Annotated in this window: 20 protein-coding genes; 14 read left to right on the top strand and 6 right to left on the bottom strand. The window is 42.2% G+C overall.

Annotated features, from left to right (window positions below):
• Positions 1-9 precede the first annotated feature (9 nt).
• On the top strand, positions 10-3,174 hold the full coding sequence (locus tag ACX6CI_RS03940) for an efflux RND transporter permease subunit (RefSeq protein WP_458776873.1): 3,165 nt from the start codon (positions 10-12) through the stop codon (positions 3,172-3,174).
• A gap of 164 nt (positions 3,175-3,338) precedes the next feature.
• Positions 3,339-4,301, top strand: coding sequence for a substrate-binding domain-containing protein (locus tag ACX6CI_RS03935; protein WP_458776872.1), 963 nt, complete (start codon positions 3,339-3,341; stop codon positions 4,299-4,301).
• Positions 4,302-4,352: 51 nt separating this feature from the next.
• Here ACX6CI_RS03935 and ACX6CI_RS03930 read toward each other — a convergent pair whose 3' ends face one another.
• Positions 4,353-5,159, bottom strand: a complete 807-nt coding sequence (locus ACX6CI_RS03930; RefSeq protein ID WP_458776871.1) for an alpha/beta fold hydrolase — start codon at positions 5,157-5,159, stop codon at positions 4,353-4,355.
• 133 nt (positions 5,160-5,292) lie between these two features.
• Here ACX6CI_RS03930 and ACX6CI_RS03925 point away from each other — a divergent pair, with 133 nt between their 5' ends.
• The gene (locus ACX6CI_RS03925) at positions 5,293-6,099 is read left to right on the top strand and encodes an arylamine N-acetyltransferase family protein (RefSeq protein ID WP_458776870.1); all 807 of its coding nucleotides are present in this window, start codon (positions 5,293-5,295) and stop codon (positions 6,097-6,099) included.
• Positions 6,100-6,104: 5 nt separating this feature from the next.
• On the opposite strand, the gene ACX6CI_RS03920 is transcribed toward ACX6CI_RS03925, so the two are convergent.
• Positions 6,105-6,728 (bottom strand): LysE family translocator, encoded by a 624-nt coding sequence (locus tag ACX6CI_RS03920; RefSeq protein WP_458776869.1) that lies wholly within the window; start codon positions 6,726-6,728, stop codon positions 6,105-6,107.
• A 239-nt stretch (positions 6,729-6,967) separates the two neighbouring features.
• On the opposite strand from ACX6CI_RS03920, the gene ACX6CI_RS03915 reads away from it, so the two are divergent.
• Complete coding sequence (locus ACX6CI_RS03915) at positions 6,968-8,275, top strand: hypothetical protein (RefSeq protein ID WP_458776868.1); 1,308 nt, start codon at positions 6,968-6,970, stop codon at positions 8,273-8,275.
• A gap of 59 nt (positions 8,276-8,334) precedes the next feature.
• Here ACX6CI_RS03915 and ACX6CI_RS03910 read toward each other — a convergent pair whose 3' ends face one another.
• On the bottom strand, positions 8,335-9,303 hold the full coding sequence (locus ACX6CI_RS03910) for a LysR family transcriptional regulator (protein ID WP_458776867.1): 969 nt from the start codon (positions 9,301-9,303) through the stop codon (positions 8,335-8,337).
• A 102-nt stretch (positions 9,304-9,405) separates the two neighbouring features.
• Between ACX6CI_RS03910 and ACX6CI_RS03905 the strand changes: the two genes are divergently transcribed.
• The 7 genes from ACX6CI_RS03905 to ACX6CI_RS03875 all read left to right on the top strand — a co-directional run bounded on the left by ACX6CI_RS03905 (position 9,406) and on the right by ACX6CI_RS03875 (position 16,289).
• Positions 9,406-9,663 carry a hypothetical protein gene (locus ACX6CI_RS03905; RefSeq protein ID WP_458776866.1) on the top strand — a complete coding sequence of 86 codons (258 nt, stop codon included), beginning with the start codon at positions 9,406-9,408 and terminating at the stop codon, positions 9,661-9,663.
• Positions 9,664-9,867: 204 nt separating this feature from the next.
• Positions 9,868-10,365: a signal peptidase I gene (gene lepB, locus ACX6CI_RS03900; RefSeq protein ID WP_458776865.1), complete on the top strand. Its 498-nt coding sequence runs from the start codon at positions 9,868-9,870 to the stop codon at positions 10,363-10,365.
• A complete protein-coding gene (locus ACX6CI_RS03895; protein ID WP_458776864.1) occupies positions 10,362-10,853 on the top strand; it encodes a hypothetical protein in 492 nt (163 codons plus the stop codon). The genes lepB and ACX6CI_RS03895 overlap by 4 nt, the downstream gene beginning before the upstream one ends.
• Before the next feature lie 570 nt (positions 10,854-11,423).
• Positions 11,424-12,083 (top strand): NAD(P)/FAD-dependent oxidoreductase, encoded by a 660-nt coding sequence (locus ACX6CI_RS03890; protein WP_458776863.1) that lies wholly within the window; start codon positions 11,424-11,426, stop codon positions 12,081-12,083.
• Between the two features lie 336 nt (positions 12,084-12,419).
• Complete coding sequence (locus ACX6CI_RS03885) at positions 12,420-13,166, top strand: substrate-binding periplasmic protein (protein ID WP_458776862.1); 747 nt, start codon at positions 12,420-12,422, stop codon at positions 13,164-13,166.
• A 175-nt stretch (positions 13,167-13,341) separates the two neighbouring features.
• Positions 13,342-15,369, top strand: a complete 2,028-nt coding sequence (locus ACX6CI_RS03880) for a hybrid sensor histidine kinase/response regulator (protein ID WP_458776861.1) — start codon at positions 13,342-13,344, stop codon at positions 15,367-15,369.
• Between the two features lie 92 nt (positions 15,370-15,461).
• Positions 15,462-16,289 carry a TIGR02285 family protein gene (locus ACX6CI_RS03875; protein WP_458776860.1) on the top strand — a complete coding sequence of 276 codons (828 nt, stop codon included), beginning with the start codon at positions 15,462-15,464 and terminating at the stop codon, positions 16,287-16,289.
• A gap of 116 nt (positions 16,290-16,405) precedes the next feature.
• On the opposite strand, the gene ACX6CI_RS03870 is transcribed toward ACX6CI_RS03875, so the two are convergent.
• Both ACX6CI_RS03870 and ACX6CI_RS03865 read right to left on the bottom strand, forming a co-directional pair.
• Complete coding sequence (locus ACX6CI_RS03870) at positions 16,406-16,843, bottom strand: ArsC/Spx/MgsR family protein (protein ID WP_458776859.1); 438 nt, start codon at positions 16,841-16,843, stop codon at positions 16,406-16,408.
• A 38-nt stretch (positions 16,844-16,881) separates the two neighbouring features.
• Complete coding sequence (locus tag ACX6CI_RS03865; RefSeq protein WP_458776858.1) at positions 16,882-17,091, bottom strand: hypothetical protein; 210 nt, start codon at positions 17,089-17,091, stop codon at positions 16,882-16,884.
• A 404-nt stretch (positions 17,092-17,495) separates the two neighbouring features.
• Between ACX6CI_RS03865 and ACX6CI_RS03860 the strand changes: the two genes are divergently transcribed.
• The gene (locus ACX6CI_RS03860; RefSeq protein ID WP_458776857.1) at positions 17,496-17,684 is read left to right on the top strand and encodes a hypothetical protein; all 189 of its coding nucleotides are present in this window, start codon (positions 17,496-17,498) and stop codon (positions 17,682-17,684) included.
• Positions 17,685-17,709: 25 nt separating this feature from the next.
• Here the strand turns inward: ACX6CI_RS03860 and ACX6CI_RS03855 are convergent, their stop codons facing one another.
• Positions 17,710-18,423, bottom strand: coding sequence for a pirin family protein (locus ACX6CI_RS03855; protein WP_458776856.1), 714 nt, complete (start codon positions 18,421-18,423; stop codon positions 17,710-17,712).
• A 597-nt stretch (positions 18,424-19,020) separates the two neighbouring features.
• On the opposite strand from ACX6CI_RS03855, the gene trkA reads away from it, so the two are divergent.
• Both trkA and ACX6CI_RS03845 read left to right on the top strand, forming a co-directional pair.
• Positions 19,021-20,358, top strand: coding sequence for a Trk system potassium transporter TrkA (gene trkA / locus ACX6CI_RS03850; RefSeq protein ID WP_458776855.1), 1,338 nt, complete (start codon positions 19,021-19,023; stop codon positions 20,356-20,358).
• Positions 20,355-21,815 (top strand): TrkH family potassium uptake protein, encoded by a 1,461-nt coding sequence (locus tag ACX6CI_RS03845; protein ID WP_458776854.1) that lies wholly within the window; start codon positions 20,355-20,357, stop codon positions 21,813-21,815. The genes trkA and ACX6CI_RS03845 overlap by 4 nt, the downstream gene beginning before the upstream one ends.
• Positions 21,816-21,838: the final 23 nt, after the last annotated feature.

Genomic DNA, 21,838 nt, shown 5'->3' with positions numbered 1-21,838 from the left:
AGCCTGATTATGGAAAAATTCATTCAATTCACCCTCAAACAGCGCGTGGTCATGAACCTGCTGTTTGTGCTTCTCATAGTCGTTGGCGCATTTACCCTGCTCCAGGTCTCAGTTGACCGCTATCCAAACATTTACTTTGGTAAGATGTATATCAACACCTACCTTCCCGGAGGTGCACCGGATGAGGTTGAAACTCTTGTTACCAAAAAGATAGAAGACGCACTTCAGGAAATTACCAACATTGAGTATATCCGCTCAAGCAGTTACCGGGAACGCTCCAACATCGTCATAAAATTCCTGGACGATACCGATTACCAAAAGACCTACGACGATGTGCGAATCAAGGTGCTCTCTGAAGTAAATAACCTGCCTGAACGTGCCGACTCCCCGGTCTTTAACTTCCTCGATGTTGGAGACTGGTTCCCGACAGTGAGTGTTAATGTATCCGGAAGCCATACCAATACGACACTTAAACTTGTTGCTGAAGAGCTGAGAATCCCTCTTTCCACCATCACAGGAGTGAGTCAGGTCAAAATTCTTGGGGAATATACAAGGGAATTTCATCTGCTGCTCGACCCGTTGAGGATGGGGAATTACGGCATAACCTTCCAGGATATTACCAGAGTTCTGAGACAATCCAACATCGCCATCCCTGCAGGCCATATCATGACATCTGGAGGGGAGTTTACCCTCCGTGTTGACGAACAGGTTACGAGTAGGGCGCAACTTCTTGACACCATAGTGCGAACGGATCAGAACGGTTCCTTTATTCGTATCTCAGACCTTATAGATGACGCCATCCACACCTACCGCGAACCACATATCCTCGCGTCAATAAACGGGGAAGAGTGTGTCACCCTTCAGGTTTTAAAAAGTGAATCCGGCAACGCTCTGAAAATAGCCAGTACGGTGCGAAAGATTGTAGAGGATCTACAACCCGTTTATGCCAAGGATGAAATTAACATTTCAGTCACCCAGGACTCATCCATTCGAATAAAGGACTCAATCGGAGTACTTGGCATCAATCTTCTTGTGGGTATCGTCCTCGTATGCATCATTATCTGGCTTTTCATGGGTTTTCGAAACGCCGCGTTAACCACCATCGGCATTCCTTTTGCCTTTCTGGTGACCATCATCCTGATGTTTCTTACCGGAAATTCCATCAATGAAGTCTCTCTCTTTGCCTTTATTCTGGTCTCCGGAATCATTGTGGATGACGCCATTGTGGTGGTTGAAAACATCTACCGCCACATCCAGCTGGGAAAGCCACTTCAAAAGGCCATTACTGTGGGTACTTCCGAGGTCTTTCTCCCTGTTGTTTCAGCAACCTTAACAACTGCTGCCGCATTTCTTCCAATGCTGCTTATGACAGGAATGATTGGGGATTTCTTTGCAATTATTCCCAAAACCATTGTTTTTGCCCTGGTCGCTTCCATACTCGAATGTTTATTCATTCTCCCCTGCCATTATCTTGAGTTCGGCCAGAAGAAAACAGATCAATCGCTTACAAACCAAGACTTGCCGAAAAGCGCGATCGAAAAAGAAGGCAGAATCATGGGAGCAACCCGTAAGGTTTGTAATTATCTCATCCTTTTTACTCTGCGATTTCGTTACAGCGCACAATGTGTTTTAATATTTGGCTTTCTCGCAGCTGTTGTTATCTTTGGTCTTTCCTTTCTTGGAAAATCTAACCTGATACGAATACAATTTTTTCCCGATAATTATTCCACATACTTTGTAGAGCTGTTTGGTCCCACCGGTACTCCCATCTACACCACCAATAAGGTCATATCTGATATCTCAAAAGTACTCCATGGGGACGGACCTGAGATGTCAGAGTCGATTCTTGGTTTTTCCGGATTTTATATCGATGACGATTTTGCACCACAGTATGGAAGTACCATGGGACATATCGCTGTCACCCTCCCCCCTGAGGGTAGACGGCATTTTGCAGATTACCCTGAAAATGATGTGATCAAACATCTGGATTCTATTCGAAACAGGCTTCAAGAACATCTACCAGATCAGTTCAGTATGGTGGTACGACCTGAAAAAGATGGTCCGCCAACGGGCAAAGATATCACAATTCGAATCATTGGAACCAATACCGGAAAAGTGTCCCAACTTGCCGAAAAGCTTGAATCCTATCTTAAAAATGATGACAACATAGGTCCCTGGGTAACAGAACTCAAGAACGACCAGGGAAGTCCAAACAGGATTTTCAGAATAGAGGTTATAAAAGAAAAAACAGCTGAACTTGGTCTCACCGTCGAACAGGTGGCGGCCCTTTCCGCATCAGTTATTAATGGACAGATTGTTGGAGAAATGAAGACAGCTGAAGAGCAGATTGACATAATAGTAAAAGTCGCCCAACCAGAGACAGTGGATCTCCTTCAGGTCCTTGACACCCCTGTTATCGAAAGCGAAAATGGAACAATCAGGCTAAGAGACATCTGCAGCTACAGCTATAGTGAAGAACCGGGTATCCTCAATAGATACCAACAGCAGCGATCCATTACCCTCACAACCGACATCGGCACAGGCTCCCCTCTCACCCCTGCAATGGTAATTAACCAGACCAAACAGTTCTACCAAAAGATCCGCAATGAATACCCTGGGGCCACAATAACCTTTGCAGGCGAACATGAATCAACCCAAAAGTCCTTTCTCTCACTGACCTATGCCTTTATTATTGCAATACTTCTCATCTACCTCATTCTTGCAGCACAGTTCAGATCCTACCTGCAACCCCTCATTATTATCTCGGCTGTGATTTTTGCTCTTCTCGGGGTAACGTTTGGAACCTTTTTGTCCCGCACTCTTTTCACCATTAACAGCTTTGTAGCTGTCATTGGGGTTGCCGGGGTTGTGGTTAATGATGCCCTGGTGCTTGTGGCCTTTATAAACTCATGCCACCGAAATGGGATGGAGAAAAGAGAAGCTCTTATCACAGCTGCAAATACCAGACTGCGGCCAATTATCCTCACCACACTGACAACAACCCTTGGTTTACTTCCCATGGCCATAGGTATCCCACAATACTCCATTATCTGGGGCAGTATGGCCATGACCTTTGTCACAGGTCTCTGCACAGCCACAGTACTCACAATTATTCTTGTACCGGCGCAATGGGATATTCTTATTGACTGGGAACAACCGGATACAAAAGAGTAGTGCTTATACTCGTTTCGGTGAAAAGAATGTTCATGAAAAATTCGGTCTCATCCTATTTGAATTATCAAAGTTAGGTGTGATAGCATAATGGAAAGATCGTTAAACATTTTCATTTATACGTTATCTGTACACTGCAATTTGAACCGACAGTGTAGTAGCTGCCTATGAGACGAGCCCTTATACAGATTTTTCTTCTTCATCTCTTCCTGTGTATATCTGTTTCCAATGCTCTTGCAGTTACCAAGGTACTCGTCATTCCTAAGGGTAGCAGGGCTTCATTTTGGAAAAACCTTGGTTATGGAGCTCTCCACGCAGGACGAGAGTTTGGTTTAACTGTTTCCATTCGCGGCCCGAGGTATGAAGACAATCATAATGCCCAGACCTATATCGTGGACTATGGAATAAAAAATCAATACGATGCGATAGTTTTAGCTCCTAACCACGAAGCAATAGCAGCTGATATTCTTAATGAGGCAGTTGCAAATAATATCAGAATCGTTCTCGTGGATTCTGACATGACTTCAGAGCACCATTCAACCCTCGTTGCTTCGGATAATGATATGGCTGGCAAGATGGCGGCCAATCATATAGCTACGATACTGGGTAACTCAGGTAGAATCATTCTGGCCAGACATATAAGGGGCCATGGATCAACCCAGAAACGAGAAGAGGCTTTTCTGGATACCCTGCAAACAAATTTTCCAAAAATAAAAGTTATAGCTGACCCTTACGTCGGGGCATCAAAGGGAGAAGCGTTCCATGTCATACTTGGGCTGCTTAACCAGGAAACAATTGATGCCATTTTCTGTGATTCTGAAGAGGCGTCTCTTGGAATACTTAAAGCGCTGAAAAATATAGCAAAAGAAAACAGGCCCAGGTTTATTGGCTTTGATTTCAACGAAACCATCAGGCAGGCAATTATCAGGGGAGATATGGATGCCACAATTGTGCAAAACCCTTATCAAATGGGCTACAAGGCCGTTACCATAGCCAATCAGCTCATAGAAAATCAGGACGTTCCAGAAAAAGTATATACCGACTTGATTCTCGTCACTCAAGAAAACATTGAATCTTCAAAGGTGCTGAAGGTCATCAATCAATATTTATCGCAGAATTCCAAAAAGTAAAACGCCCGCTTAACACTTAGCTGCCACGACCTCTTACCCGCAGCTCTGTACTCATATTACCGTCGTTGCCTGTTGAACCTGTCTCATAAGAAAATCAAACATAACCGGGTATGAAGAATGCGGATGAGTAAACAGTCCTACATGACCACCTTCAACATTATGTATTTCAATATTCGGCAGACATGATCCAACGACATCGGCAATACAAAGGGAATAGTCAGGACTTGTCTGTCCGGCAAGCAGGCAGGTTGGGATGTGAAGCTCCATATAGTCTTTTGTGCCATGGGGAGCAGTTACTGCAGACCTGAAATCATGAACCATTTTCTTTACACCAACCGCGAGCATTTTTTTCTCAAGCTCTGTGGTCCGATCAAAAGTACCTTCAGGTAACCATAAATCAATAAACTTTTTTGCGCCGGTAACACTATTGCCTTCTTGAATATCTTCTACAATATCGGCAGCCATATCATACGATTCAACAAGCAGAGGATGGTCTTGGTGTAAAAGATGAAAGGCCATCGGCTCATAGAGAGTAAGACTCTTAACCTTGCGTTGATGTGTAAAGGCGTAATGCAGAGCAACTGCTCCACCATATGAATGCCCAACAAGATGGTAACTATGAAGATTTTCGATTTCAGCTAAGGTATTCAGGATATGTTGGGATTCCTCTTCAATATCATACTCTTCCAGGATCTTCGGCATAGGACTATTTCCGTATCCCAACAGGTCGATGGTCACAACGCGATACTCTTTACTCAACATCCTGGCGAGTGATGACCATTGTTCTTTTGAGGCCATGGAGCCATGCAGCATTACAATGGTCTCTCCACTACCTTTAACTCTAAAGTGTTTTTTCATCACGTCCATGTTCCAAAGATAAATATTGATTATAATGGTTAACCACTACCATATAACCTGACTCAATTATTAATCAATTATTAATCAGTTCTTTTAATATTTGAAAGCAACCAACAACACCGAGGAGTTTGTAATGAAACGTGATGAAATGGTGCAGGATTATCTACAGATCCTTGACCTACATAACCGGGAGTTGGACTTCACGTTTCTATGTGATCTCATTCCCCGCCATGTTGCGGCGTATCCGTTTAGCAGCTCAAGTTGTCAATTAGGTGATGATTTGCCTCTCGATTACGAATCCTTGTACCGCAGAATTGTTATACAAAGGCGCGGTGGATATTGTTTCGAGCAAAATGGTCTACTATTTGAAATTTTAGAGGAACTTGGATTTGCGCCTAGGCTCTATCTGGCACGAGTGATTCACAATCAGGACATCCATCCCGGTTTGACCCACAGAATCTCTCTAATCGAATATGATGGCAAGCAATATGTCATCGACGTAGGCTTTGGTGCAAACGGTCCCAGAATACCGGTACTGATGTCTGAAACTGAGTCCAGAGATGGCGACAGGGTTTACCGGATAGCTGAGCCAAGACCTTCCGAGTTTCATATGCAGATTATAAAAGACGGTGACTTTTTTTCTCTGTATCGGTTTGAATTATGTCGTTACGGTCAGGCAGACTGCGAGCTTGGCCACTTTTATTCCCACCAGCACCCCGCTGCGAACTTCGTTAATCATTTGGTTGTTAGCCGCCTCACCAAATCCACAATCCATTCTTTACTTGATCTGGAATATTGGCAAATCACAGCAGCAGGAACAAAAAAACAGCACATTAATGACCCGGAGAATTTACACCATATCCTCACCAAAGAACTCAATCTTCAACTAGGCGCAGATGAGTGCCGTACCTTGTTTGAGAAGGTGTCTGCCAGACAATAAGTAAACTACTCTTCAGACAACAGAGCCAGGCCAAATAACATAAAAGCTGCACCTGTTATCTTATTAAAAATCGTCATAGAACGTTTTCTGGATAAAAACGGAGAGGCTGCAGATGAACACACAGCATAGGTCGTCAACACAGTAATTGATATTCCTTCAATGGTAAATATCAGCGTCAGGAATTGCGGCAGATAAGCTCTGTCGGGAGCAATGAACTGTGGGAAAAGCGCCACGAAAAAGGCGATGGCCTTTGGATTAGCAATACCAACAGCAAAACCTTCTTTAAAAACTGATAGAAGCGGTTTGACTTGCTTGCTCCGAGATATTACCCCGTAAGGTTCCTGAATATAAGGTGCCTTCCATGCCTTCACACCCAAATAGATGAGATACAAACAACCTGCTATTTTTATGGCGGAAAAAAGAGTTGATGAAGCAAGGATCACAGCCCCCAAACCTGCCGCAGAAAGAGATGCCAGAATGACCATGGCAGCAAAATTGCCAACTATATTGAGGATAGCAACCTTATAACCGTATCGTATACTATTTCTTACAGTCAGTATTACCGCAGGTCCGGGAAGTGCGGTAATGGTAACTGCAAGTGTAATGTAAACTAAATACTCATTAATCATTATAATTTTAGTGCGTTATGTAATATAAAAAATTCTGTTAGTTTGTACAATCAAGCGGGCATACAATGTACCACGTTCAAGTCAAGTTTATTACTATCTTATAGACCACATTTATACTCCTTAGTCTGTTTCCCAATACATCGGCCAAATATTAATTAAGATCAGACCCTGCAAAACCGAAAAGATCTATAGGCATATTTAAAGAAGTTTAAATTTAACGAGAGGAGACTAATACCCACATGAAAATAGCTGCGACTATGGTCAGCATGGATGCGGCACGAAACTACACGGAAGTAGATCAGACCAACACAATTATGCAACAGGGCCAGGCAGGCCTCAACTCTATCAATCAACCCCGGTCAGAACTCTCCGGGCAATCCTTCCAACAGGATTTTTTTTCACTGATTCACTCCTCCACCTCTACCCGGCAGAGCGGGTCTTTTTCTGTTTCAACAGGATCGGGAATTGAGGAAGCAGTTGAAGTACCTGAAAAATTCGATCAAAACCTGCAATCCAAAGCTGCCATTTCATCAATGGTGGAACTTGTTGCTGGTACCTCTGTCAACATCCAGCAAACGAGGGGCATCAGCCCAAATCGACTGGGATCATCCCCTTCCATCGAAGTGGGTTCTGCCAGCCTCAGCAGTAGTGTTGTCCACTTTGAAGAGGAGTCGGTCTTCTTTCAAGCAGCAGGAGAGGTGCAAACCGAAGATGGCAGGTCCATATCCTTTAATCTTGGGCTGCAGATGGAACGCCAGGAGCTTCTGATCCAGTCTGCAGGTATGGGATCAATCTTTGGCATCGACCCATTAGTTCTCAACTTCGATGATACTATCTCTATTTTTGACGAGAACTATTTTTCCTTTGACCTTGATGGTGATGGCGAAAAGGAAGAACTATCTACCCTAGGCAGTTGTTGCGGTTTCCTGGCCCTTGACCGCAATGGTGATGGGTCGATAAACAACGGTCTCGAACTGTTTGGCCCGTCAACGGACAGTGGTTTTGGAGAACTGGCAGATCTTGATTATGACGGTAATTCCTGGATTGATGAAAATGATCCTATCTTTGATGACCTGATGATTTGGCAGGGGGCTGGAGGGGAAGATGAACACCTCATAAGTCTCCGGGAGGCTGGCGTAGGCGCTATATCAGTGTCCAATCTTGGGACCCAGTTTAACCTTGAAGATCAGGATGGAACAGTGCAGGGCATCGTCCAGGCCTCAGGCATGTTTCTCATGGAGAACGGGGAACCAAAATCGATGCTGGAGATTGACATGGTCCCGCGGAACCGTGAAATACAAGATTCAGTACCTGACATTAACGGAGGTTCTAATGGGCAGCTCGAGACAACTGCTCAAGCTGATATTATCAGTTCGATCAGTGAGAAAAACCAGAGCGCCATGGATGATTTAAGACAGATTATTTTCTGGCAACGAATGAAAATGCAGTTGTATTTTGGCAGTAAAATGCTCAACAGCTCCCATAATGAAATGGTGGAGCGGTTGGAGCATCTCACCACACAATTAAAATCCTCAATGTTGTCTTAATGGGCCACTGGACTCCACAAACCAAGTCTATGCAATCATGGGTTATGTGGAGTCCTTTCTCAGAATTTAGCATCGAGAATTTTCATTCCACCACCAGAGTTGGGTATTATTATTCTTATCTGCTCCACCATAAATTTTGCAAAAACTTTCTCGGTGAGTGTTGGAATTTTATCCTGAAGGTGGACAAGGGCGATGGGGTTTAATATCGCTGGCTTTGAAGTGGATATCGGTATAATCTCCCCCTCTTGAATTTCGTGCTTTACAAGGTGAGAGGCAATAATTCCCAGACCGACGCCTTTTTTGATAGATGCGATAACAGCATCATGGCTATCCACAACGAGTACATCGCTCACCTGTACATTGGGTTTTGCAAAATGGTGTTTAAACCATTTTTTAATGGTTTGCTGATCTTTTCTGTAACCGATGAAATTCTGTTTTGAAAGAGATCTAAATGATAGATCCTTTTTAATATGGGTGTCGTTATACTCTTTGGAGCAAGCAAGAATCACTTCCTCCTCAAGCACTGGTTTAAAGTTGTACACTTCATGGGTTTCAGAAGTTGTGGTTTTTGTTAGAAAGACATCCACCAGAGCAAGGTCAATCATCCCCTTTTTGAGCATTGGCAACAACCGGTCAGGTGTTCCAAATTCCAGGAAAAAAGTCACATCCTTATAGTGCTGCCGAAAATCAGCAACAATTGAAGGCAGGTATGTTTTGCCGAATTCATACGGGGCACCTATTCTCAACTCTCCTACCGGACTCTCTTTTGCCATCTCAAGACTTTTCACATAGGTCTCAAGTGCTCCCATAAATGGTTGAACAATTTCATGTAACTGCTTACCGGCTGAAGTTGGAATGAGCTGTTTGTGTAAACGAATGAACAAGGGGCTGTTGAGTTCCGCTTCAAGTTTTTGAATAGCCTGACTCACCGCAGACTGACTAACATGTAGGATTTCAGCGGCACGGACAACACTCCCCAGAGTAAATACGTGGAAGAATACCTTCAATCGATCGAGATTCTGTAACATAAGTATAATTAATCCTGTGGTGAATTTTGTATAATTATACTTATTACTCGTCCCCCTTTATAATTGCAACAAATCGAAAGCCATAACTAACAGGAGAAGTCTATGCTCGAATCGAAACTTGAAAGACAATTTGAATATAGCCTGGATATCAATCCATCGCGCCGCTTGCAAAAACTTATCAGTGAGAGCGCAAGTGAAGCAGGCTATCTGCTACAACCCGAGGACACCAGTTCCAACGCAGACAATAGCTCCCATGACATGATGGCTCCAAATGTTAAGGGCACCCGTGATATGGTAAAAACACTATTCTGGATCTCAGTATCCATTGCTGCAACTATTGCCATGGGCCAACTGCATTAAACCAATAGGTACACGTATCCAATCCAGATACCACTGAGATATGCACATCAAACCATTGCGAACCTCCCATATCTTATGGCAACCTTGAAAAACAGCTGATTGTTATTGATTTTAGTCAGAGGACAGGAATATACTGGACGTAGATCATTTTCTTATAGCTTGTAAACGCTCCCTATCGTGGCCAAGAATTCAACTGGATCGTCCATGTCTTCCTCCCCTGTTCGCGAATTTTTCTTTCCCCGTTTCAATAAACGATTTTTCGTGCGACTTGTTCTCCTCGTTCTTTGCTGTTACATCATTTTTGGGCATCTTCTCATACCACTTAACATTCAGGGGATGAGCATGGAACCCACCTACCATGACAGATCTTTTGCATTCTGCTGGCGACTGAGTTACCTGCTGAGCTCTCCAAAACGATTTGATATAGTAGGAGTTCGTTTTGCCGGTAAAAAAGTTATGCTTATGAAAAGGATAGTAGCGCACGCAGGCGAAACAGTCGAATTTAGACAAGGTGTTCTGTACGTGGATGGAAATGCAATGGACGAACCCTATGTAAAATATCGCACAGACTGGGAGCTACCACCGAGAACCATTAGAGATAATCATGTATATGTGGTCGGCGATAACCGCGGTACATCCATTGAAAGACACCAGTTTGGTGAAATACGCTTAAATCGAATAGTCGGAGGCATAGTCCCATGAACAGTAAAACAAAATTTCTTCTAGGCATCATTCTAATGCTTGTGGGAGGTGCAATATTTCTCTTGCCCAGTGATGACAAAAAGATAAAAAAAAATCTACATTCACTCGCTGAATACTGTTCTACATTACGCGTAGAATCTATGATAGAGACTCTTCGTAACGTTACTCTTGCATCAAAACTCTGCACCGATCCCTGCAAAATTGAAATTGAGTCAAGAAATTTCAATAAGGAATTAAGCCAAAAAGAGCTTTCAGATAATTTTCTTATACTCAAGAAACGATTACCAACCACAATCTTCACTTTTGAGGATGTGAGTGTAGATTTTCCCGCAGAAAACAGTGCATCAGTGTTGACAACCATTCGGCTCAATGGAGAGTCTAACGACGGGAATTTTACAGATGCCTATGAGGTTGATATCACGGTTGATAAAATTGATGGGGACTGGCTGTTTTCATCATTTACAGTCGTTGAATTTATGAAAAAATAGGGATACACCCGCACTTCATTACAACTGGAACATTTTGATATTAAAATGATTTTCAAATCACGCTAACAGACTGCTGTTCTCTCTATAAGACCTTCCAACTGTATAGTTTTCCGCCTACCGAGGACCTCTGCCATGGTCCTCATTAAGACCATGATTTATCAACTTTTTTAGCGTTGGTCTCGTCTTTTATGTTGACAAAGACAGTGACAAATTTTTAAGAGTAGAAACCATTCTCATACTTCTCAATATTGCTGAAACATTATTTATCAGGGGCTTACTCCTGATAAATGTACACTTCAGAGCCTTTTGTAAAAATAGGATTTTCGTTCAAGATTGAGGCTTGTGATACATTTTACCACAGGCATATAGTTAATATGGCGAGAATAAAATTTTGAACAAAACGAAAAGATTGGGCGCAAAGGCACTTTTGCAAGTGGCTCTTCATATTAAAAATTAAAAAATGAGTTGATACAGTGCAGAGTTACGCACTATTATCAACTCATTATTTACGACAACTATTATTAAGACACTCAATTACTCATCTATTAAATCGAATCAGGAGAGAAAGTTATGTTAAAATTAGGAGAAAAAGGAGCCATTCCACAACGTGGAGAGGACAGTTACACCATCGCCCCCCATATACCCGGTGGGTTTGTAACGCCAGATCTACTCAGAAAAATCGCAGATGTTTCTGAGAAATATGACGCCAAAGCTCTGAAAATTACAGGAGCCACACGTATTGCAATCGTTGGTCTAAAAGAAGCCGATATAGATTCTGCCTGGGAAGATCTTCAGCTAGAGGAAGGTGCAGCGGTGGGCCTATGTGTTAGAAGCATTCGCACATGCCCTGGAAACGGCTTTTGCCGTCTTGGACAACAAGACGCTGTTGAAATTGGTCTAAAGCTTGATAAAAAATACCATGCCTACCAACTACCCGGTAAATTTAAAATGGCAGTTTCGGGATGTAAACTCAGTTGTTCTGAGTCCTGGGTCAGAGATATTGGTTTAATTGGTGACAAGGACGGCTGGATTGTAACCATTGGCGGGAATGTAGGCGCCACCCCCCGTATCGGCAAAGAAGTGATCAGAGGTCTCGATGATGAAGCCGTTATGACAGCCGTTGATACTGTTATCGAGTATTACAAAGAAAATGCCAAAAAAGGTGAGCGTCTTGGGAAAATGATTGAGCGAGTCGGCTTAGAACCTTTTCAGGAAGCTGTTGGAGCTTAACTCGCTGTAACATATTTCTACCAAGCCCCACTCTAGCATCATCTGACCTGACATCTATCGAGTACCACAGATTATTATCAGGTCAGATTGTGTTGTTCCTATCCTAAAACTGTTCACAACTGCTGTTTTTTTCCTCTAGAATTATCCTCTAGAATATACCGCTGTTCTTCATGCGCCATGACTGTCTGTTGACGAAATCCCCCACCTTTTTTTCAAACAACATACACCTGTTATTCCTTTCGTTTTTCAACTTGTAATTAGTAAACAAAAACCGTAGCCTACAAGTAGTAGTTAGTAAATCTATTAATCTCATAGTTATCAATATGGAATTTTGCCATGACACTCTTCATCCGTACGACCCTACTACTCTTGCTGTTTGCGGCTTACACAACTGTGCAGGCTGAAACCCTTGTCGTTGGAATCAGTATTGGCTACCCACCCTACTATTACGAAGATGAAGGAACTCTTACCGGGTTTTGTATCGAAACCATCAATGCAGTGGCCGATGCAATTGGTGTTGATGTGGAGTATGAGGTCTATCCGTGGAAGCGACTTATAGCCAATGCCCAAAAAGGTGATATTGATGCCATAATGCCCCTTTTTAAAACTGAACAAAGAGAGAAATATCTTATTTTTGAAGGACTTGAGCTGGCACCTGAAACCAATCATTTTTTCACTTCCACAGAATCGGATATCTCATTTACCGGTAACCTTGAAGACTTTAAACAATATCAGATTGGAGTAGTCGATCTATACAGCTATGGAACTATTTTTGATCACTTTGAGTTTCCTAAAAAACAAGTTACTCGAAGCGATAAGCACCTCATCGATATGTTTACCCACCATCGTTTTGATATAGGAGTGGGGAACAGGTATGTGGTGCAACACTATGCAAAGCTAAGGAAAATTGAGCACACAATTAAATTTCTTGATCCACCCATTACAAAAGAAACACTCTATCTTGGAGTAGTTAAAGCTCGCAACGAGAACAACAGAGCAGAAAAACTCGCCAAAGCACTACAGACGTATAAAACAACACCTGCATACCGTGATCTTATTGGTAAATATGGAATTATTGAATAGAACTAAAGATAGTAGAGCCTTTTGCAAAAATAGGATTTTCGTTCAAGATTGAGGCATGTGAAAAATTTTACCACAGGCATATCTTTAATATTCCGAGGATAAAATTTTGAACAAAACGAAAAGATTGGGCGAAAAGACACTTTTGCAAGCGGCTCGTATTATTTCGTGAGTATTAATGTTACGTAAGAAACATATAATTCTATCACTTTTTGCAGTGATATCTCTTTTGAGTTTTATCTATTTTGCAATGGCTTCCTGGTATCTGACGTCAGCCAAAACAAAAGATGCTCAGCTAATAGAAAATCACGCGATAATTATAGCCCATGATCTTTGGAGCCTTAACACCTATGGTATGCAAGCCTACCTCGACCTTGTTGCTGCAGCAGATCATTACAAGAACATTGAAGTATTAACCGATGATCAGGAAACGTTTCTTATGATCTCCGGGCCTGAACCCAAGTCACTTGATGCGTTTTTCTTACGAACCGGGCTTATATCCACTAAAAAAATATCTCATCCTGTTTTATATGAAAACCGCAAAATAGGATACTTTAAGGGTGAACAGTACGTCAGGTACATTTATCCACTCTTTTACATATTTCTTGGACTTTTCTTTACCGTTCTCACCCTCTTTCTAATCTTTTATCTTATTTTCCACCGAAGACTCCTTGCACATCAGGTGAGAGAAAGAACGCAGAAATATCACGACCTCGTCAGTCTTCTCCCGGAAATGGTGCTCGAAACTGATGCGGAAGGAAACATTACCTTTGCCAACGAAAAAGCCCAGAAATGTCTTGGTATTACAGATTTAACCAACTCAAAACATGATTGCAGGGATTACATCCGCCTGGAAAATGGTAAGAGAGGTGATGCCAGTATCTATCTAGATTCAGATAGTGCAGACCTTAATCGTAAAGAATATAGGGCAAAGAACAGCTCCGGAGCCCTTTTTCCCGTACTTGTCCGCTCAGCTGCTATCTATAAAAACAGCCATTTTATCGGAGCGCGGATGGTCATTATAGATATTACCGAACGACAGGCTCTTCAGGAACAACTTAGCCGGGACCAAAAAATGAAATCCATCGGTATCATGGCGGGGGGTGTCGCCCATGACTTAAATAATATTCTCTCAGGTATCATCAACTATCCTGAGCTGTTACTACATCAACTGCCCAAAGACAGCCCCCTGGTGAATCTAGTTGAACCTATTAAAGATGCTGGTCTTCGTGCTGCAGCAGTCGTGGCTGACCTACTAACCGTTGCCCGGGGTGTTGCAGCGACAAGAGAGTCTGCCAATCTTAATGAAATTATTCGGGACTACACCTTTTCACCCGAATTTCAAACAATTCAATCGCTGTATCCAAAGATACATTTTACTAAGACCCTTTCACCTGAAATCGACAATATTTCCTGTTCGATAATCCACGTGAGAAAAAGTCTTATGAACCTTGTGAACAATGCTTTTGAAGCCGTACATGGTGAAGGACATGTTCTTATAGAGACAGCGAACGTAACAGTTAACAGCCCAGTTACAACGGGCCATGGAATTATTTCTCCTGGCTCCTATACTACTGTTGCCATCAAGGATTCTGGCAAAGGAATACCTGCCTCTGAGTTAAGTCATATTCTAGAACCATTTTTTTCAAAAAAGGAACTGGGCAGAAGTGGAACAGGCCTCGGACTCACCGTTGTATGGAATACGATGCAGGACCATGATGGCGGAATACAAGTCAGCTCTAACTCAAAAGGTACTGTATTTGAACTCTATTTCCCAAGCTCCCCCAGCCTCATTCATAAAAAGGCAGTCAAACCAAACCCTGATATATTTAAGGGCAAAGGACAGTCTATACTCATTGTTGATGATGAATTTCAACAAAGAGACATTGCCACCCGACTGCTCACATCCTTTGGTTACAATGTTGAAAGTGTTGCCTCGGGAGAGGCCGCAGTCGAATATATTAAAAAGAGACCGGTTGATCTGATTCTGCTCGACATGATACTGGAATCTGGAATCAATGGACTTGAGACATACAAACGAATCATCAGCATTGCTCCTCAGCAAAAGGCTATAATTTTAAGTGGCTTCTCAGAAAGTGATGATGTTAAGAACACCATCCGTCTCGGTGCCAGTGGCCTAGTCAATAAACCCTACACCAGTGAACAACTCGCAAGCGCCGTATACACTGAGATTACTACCCCATGACACTATACTTCAAAAAATCAATGAAGCCTGCAACACTATTTATAGTCACGCTATTGCTACTAACGTACACGACCCCAAGCAGATCTTTTGCGGTGAACGTAAATCAATCGCAGAATCAAATCACCTGGTACAGGGCTGACTTTCCACCAGTGTCTATTCCTAATGAACCACATATGGATCAGGGATTCTTTGATAAGACAATGCATTTTTTAATACATCATCTTCCTGAATACTCACATAATTTTGAAATTGCTAATTTCAAAAGAATAATGTTGGAACTTAAGCAAAACAAAAATGTATGCTGCCCCTCACTCTATAAAACCAAGGAACGCGAACAATTTGTATCATTTTCAGAACCTGCGATGGTAGTTCTACCCAACGGACTGATAACATCTGAAAAAAACCGTGAAAAACTTGCTCCACACATCGATGCAGACGGAAACATTTCACTCCTCTCTCTCTTACAGGACGAGAACATCAAACTTGGGATATCCAATGGCAGAGTTTATTCTGGTGGAATAGATCAAATTTTGAGTCAATTCAGTGGCAAAAAAAACCTGCTGGTTCGTTCCGGAAATGATGTTTTCCGTGGCCTTATCAACATGTTGAATATGGGTAGGATCGATTGCCTTGTTGGTTATCCTGTGGAAGCAGGATATTTTGTGAGAGAAAACAACGCACATAACGACTTCACCTACTACCCAATACAAGAGAGTAGTGTAACCTACACCGTAGGCCATATCGGCTGCCCAAATAACGATTGGGGTAGAAATATTATCCAGCAGATTGATGTACAGATCAAACAACACAGGGACAAGGAATTTATTGGTTTTTATGGGGAGTGGCTCGATGAAACCACCAAAACTTTACACAAACAAATGGCTGAAGAGTTTTTTAACTCCCTACAAAAAAGCAACTGATTGTCAGGCAGAAAGCCAACACCTGGAACGATATTTGTCCGGGTTACATGTGGATTGCTCGACTTCCGCATAGTAACATGGAAAGAAAAGCTTAAATCTGATTTGGTTACCCTGCTTTAGACATCGTTATCATCAAGGTTACTTTTGTCATCACAGGATATGGATAAAAGATTCGGGCAGGTCGTAACATCATTCTTCTTATCCCAGCCCCCCAGATAAGGAGTAAGGCGCTCATCAGTAAAGCCCTGGATCGACAGGCCATCGACTCTAATGAGGGGACGCTTTATAAGTATTGGATTTTCTACCATAAGGGCCACTGCTTCATCATAGCTTAAATGTGCAGGGTTTATTGTTCCATTTTTTATAGCCGGTGCAGTGTGATTCATAATCAATGAAGCGTCCCTGCTTAAAAAAAATTGAGCCAGCTCCTCCGGGCTCCAAGCGTGCTTTAAGATATTCACACACTCAAGAGTATTTCCAGCCTCAAGCAGAATGTTTTTCTGTTTTCCACCATTAATACAACCAGGTTTTTCAAAAAATTGAATATACGCCATAAACTTCTACCTTTCTTCTCATAAAAAAATCTTGTTTGTCAATCTAAACGGGATTCAACCAACTCGTCCAAAGCCCCCTGCCAACTGCAAGCACCACAGCAAATACTCTTCGTATCTATTTCAACATCACCGGCCTGCTGGATGAATTCCACTGTTCGCCTGCCAACAACAATAAATGTATTTTTCGCACCTGCCTTAGAGGTCTGAAAATATTTTGACCCGCAACCGGGACATATAAATTGAGCCATTATTGTATTCCTCAGATTGATCCGATTTAACGAGATAAATGCTCGCCCAGTAAACGAGAATTCTGCCAGGATAAGTAATTCACGAAATTCATATTTTTAAAAATTGTATTTCGTGAAGCTACTACATTGATGTTCTCTATTACAAATCTCGAGCCATTTATGATGTATAATTTGTTCTTCCACACACGCGTGTACTACAGAACATTTACTATTCAAACGGTGCTTCAGTGTGGCTGTATTGTTTCCTTCAAAACTGAAGCAAAATTACATTAATGTCGGGTTGCAATGTGTTGAAACGCAAGTTGTTTTTGGGTTGCTTGATACCCCGTTGCACAGACGTGTCTATGGATGTACATTAGAAGGAGTACATAGAAATTTGATACTGTTTAAGAAGGAATTCAGCGATGCAACTCAACAGATTACAAGTACATATTTTAGAAAAACTGAGTAGTGAACTCGATCTTGAAATCGACGCTTATCTACTCCAATTTTCCATGGAATATATTGAACGAATCGTCATGTCCCTCGATGATCTAACGGAAGAAGAAGGAGATACCTGGATCACTAAAGCCTATTTAAAGACCCTGGGATAAGCCTAACCTTTTTAAAGGGCTCTACTTAGTCGATTAATGGGACCTCAATCGCCAGGATTTGCGCTTTGCTTTGAGCTACAATTGGGTAGCATGTGCCATCTGCTATCCCCAAGCCATCACGCCTTTTAACAGCATTACCGTCTATGGTGACATTGCCTTCGATGACAAAGAAGTACACACCATTCTTTTGGATTTTTTTCTCATAGATCACCTGTTTTTCAGCCTCAATATCAGCTAGGGAAAACCAGGCATCCTGGTTGATCAAAACTGTTTCTTCCGATTTTTCTGGTGATACAAGAAGCTGGAAGCTGTTCTTTCTCTTACCTTCATCAAAGACTTTTTGATCATACCTCGGGGTAATGTCCCTCTCTTTTGGCAGCACCCAGATTTGAAGAAAATTTACATCTTCTGAAGATGAATCATTGTACTCCGAGTGGGTTATGCCGCTTCCTGCCGACATAATCTGGACTTCACCTGTAGATATGATGTGCTTGTTCTCCATACTGTCTTGATGTCGCAAAGCCCCTGACAGAGGGATAGAAATTATCTCCATATTTTCATGGGGATGAGTTCCAAATCCCATTGATGGCGTGACGATATCATCGTTGAGCACTCGCAATAATCCAAAATTCATGCGCTCAGGGTTGTAGTAATTGGCAAAACTAAAGGTGTGTCTGCTTTTGAGCCAACCATGATCAGCCAACCCTCTTGATTGATTTTCATGATACACTGGTTTCATTATGTTCTCCTGTATGGTGAGTGGTTATATTGCATACAATTAGCATTTATTTCGATGCCGAAATATACAGTTAATAAAATAGGCGCATTTATTTGAATCTTTTTAATACATTCGACTAAATATCTTTTTCTTCAACACTTAGACACAGAAACGCCTTTACTACAATTTCTGCATGGCTTAGAAACACCCAGGCAATTAACTCTCTACCTGATACAGTAAGACATACTGTCACCCTGTACCTATCTTTCTCTGCCCTTTTGCACATAACCAAAGTGTTTCTCTCGAGACTATCAATCACTCTCATGGACCCGATATGGGTTCTTTGTCATCCATGCGATGGTTAACATTGCCGAAACATTGCTACGTAATTTCACTTTATACGTAAATAAAAGGTGCCCTCTGTTTTATGAACCGGAAGAGATATTGGACTTTACTCGCCACACCTAACTCTACTGACTACAGTCCCTTAAAAAGTCGTGGTATTCGTCACCCTTGAGTTGTATAAACAAAAACATATAGTCCACTACTATCATTTTAGAGTTTACATAGTATATCTACTGGATCTCTTTAAAAAAATACGGTGTATTGATAATACATATGGATATCATACTTTACGGAACCACAGAAATAGGCTACCTGATTGCCTCACAATTACATAAGCAGCACAATGTCACTCTATTATCTGACAACCCAGAGCTCAGTGAAAAATTCATCCACCTTGATATCAGTATAGTAGAAGGTGATGGTGGGGATATAGCGGTACTGCAAAGCATAGAAGCGAAAAAAGTTAGACTGTTTATTGCCTGCACCCCACTAGATGAAGCAAACATCGTTGCCTGCTGGACAATTAAAAAAATATCAGAAACAGAAACCGTCTGTTTTATCAGTAAGGCAAGCCTGTACAACAACCTTTCTTCGTCCATCCACAACAAATACCAGACACGTTACGACATTGATTCCATCATCTGGCCGGAACAACTTCTTACCCAGGATATTTTCCGCATAATCTCAGTGCCTGAGGCCCTGGATGTCGAATATCTGGCAGGTGGCAAGGCAAAATTATTTGAGTATAAAATTAAAGACAGCTCCACCATCATCAATACCCCGATAATGTCCTGCAACTTTCCACCAAACATACTCATAGCTGGAATATCCCGTAAAGACCAACTCTTTATCCCCAATGGAAAAACCACCATCCAGCAGGATGACAGAGTCTTTTTCATCGGCACCAGCGAAGCTCTCGATTCACTGGCAGCGGACTTTTTTAAACACAACAACAAAGTAAACAAGGTATCCATCATTGGAGGCGGCAGTGTCGGCCTGATGCTTTGCCAAAAGCTCGAAGACCAGGGTATTAACGTCAAAATTATTGAGTGTGAACAAAACCGCTGTGAGTATCTTGCCAATACCCTCACAAAAACACTGGTGCTTCAGGGGGATGGTACCGATCTTGAGCTGCTCGAAGAAGAAGCCATCGCAGACGCAGACGTCTGTGTATGTACCACAGACAACGATGAGAAAAACCTTCTCTGCTCACTACTTCTCAAACAACTTGGCTCCAGAAGAACCATAACCAGAATCAGCAACCCGCAAAACTACGATCTCTTTACCCGGGTGGGAATTGATGTTTTAGTTTCTCCCAAAGCATCTGCCCTGACAGAGGTACACAATCGCATCCAAAGCCACGATATCCATATCATAGCACTTATTGAAGGAGGAAAAGGTGAGGTCTTAGAACTTACGGTTCCCGACTCCTTTGTCACGATACAACTCAAAGATTTCACATTTCCAGTAAACGCTGTGATTGGAGTTATCAGCAGAGGTCATAAGGTACTGATCCCCAATGGTGATACGTTTCTCAACCCAGGAGATCAACTGAAAATATTCACTATGAAAGAAGACTCAGAAACCATCAAAGAACTTTTTGCCCTATGAAACTCCCTCTTATAGCCTCAGCCTTAGCTGTTGTACTCATAGCTTTTGGTTCAATCATCCTTTTGCCAATTGCTATTGCCTGGTACGAAACTGAATATATGGCAGCTGTTCCTTTTTTGATTGCCTCCACATTTTCAATCTCCCTGGGGTTACTGTTACGCTGGTATGGTCGTGAACATCGTAATCTTGATCTTTTAAAACGAAACGAGGGATTGCTTATCGTCAGTCTCACCTGGGTTCTTTGCAGTATAATCGGTGCAATCCCCTACATTTTTTGCGGGTTAAATCCACTAGATGCACTCTTTGAATCGGTATCAGGGATCACCACGACTGGAGCCACAATTCTTGTCGATTTTTCCCTCTACTCAAAAACATTTTTCTTTTGGAGATCCTTAACTCAATGGCTTGGCGGCATGGGAATTCTCGTCCTCTTTGTTGCAATTCTTCCCCAATTTGGAGTCGCCGGGCGAAAGATATTTTTTGCAGAAGCCCCCGGCCCTACTGAAGAAAAACTGACTCCGCGTATCACCCATACTGCAAAGGCCCTCTGGCTTATCTATATTCTACTCACCTGTCTTGAGATTGTCGCTCTGCACCTTGCTGACATGCCAATGTACGATGCTATCTGCAACTCACTCACAACAATGGCTGCAGGTGGTTTTTCTCCCAACCCGCAATCCATCATGGGGTATCAGAGCTCTACAATAACGTGGATCATTACATTCTTTATGCTCCTTGCAGGAAGTAATTTCGCTCTACAGTACAGGCTGCTCATCAAGGGCCATTTTAAACCACTCTGGGCCAGTGAAGAATTCAGATTTTATACAGCTATTATATGTTTTTTTTCTGTCATTCTTTTTGTATCCCTTGTCCTGTCTCAAACGGCAACAACCTCAATCGACTTTAGGGACAGTCTCTTTCAAATAGTCTCCATAATTACCACAACAGGCTTTTCTTCAGCAGACTTCGCTCTCTGGGTCGTTCCCGCACAAGTTCTCATTCTTACCATGATGTTTGTTGGGGGCTGTGCAGGGTCAGCTGGAGGAGGCATTAAGGTCGTTCGCATACTTTTTGCCTTTAAATTTCTTAAACGGGAAATTCATCAATTCCTTCATCCCAAGGCAGTATTGCCCATTAAAATTGACAAGGTTACCGTACTCGATGATATACAACGACAGATTCTCAGTTTTCTGCTTTTTTACATTATGCTCATATTATGTTCAGGAGTTGTAACTACCATGATAGAACAGAGTGCAGCAGTGGGTTTTGTTGGCACGATTACAACAATTGGTAATGTGGGACCAGGCTTTGGCGAAATTGGACCAATGGGATCGTTTGCAAGTGTACAGCCACTCAGCAAGGTGATCTTTATCATCGATATGCTGGTCGGCCGGCTGGAGCTGATCCCTTTTTTCGTTATGCTCTCACCTGAATTCTGGAATTTTTCCAATCACTAACCCATTAACTCATTAACGATGAA

This window comes from Desulforhopalus glucosivorans (assembly GCF_054397165.1).
The sequence above is the reverse complement of the archived record's forward strand: the minus strand, read 5'-3'. Positions and strand labels throughout refer to the sequence as shown.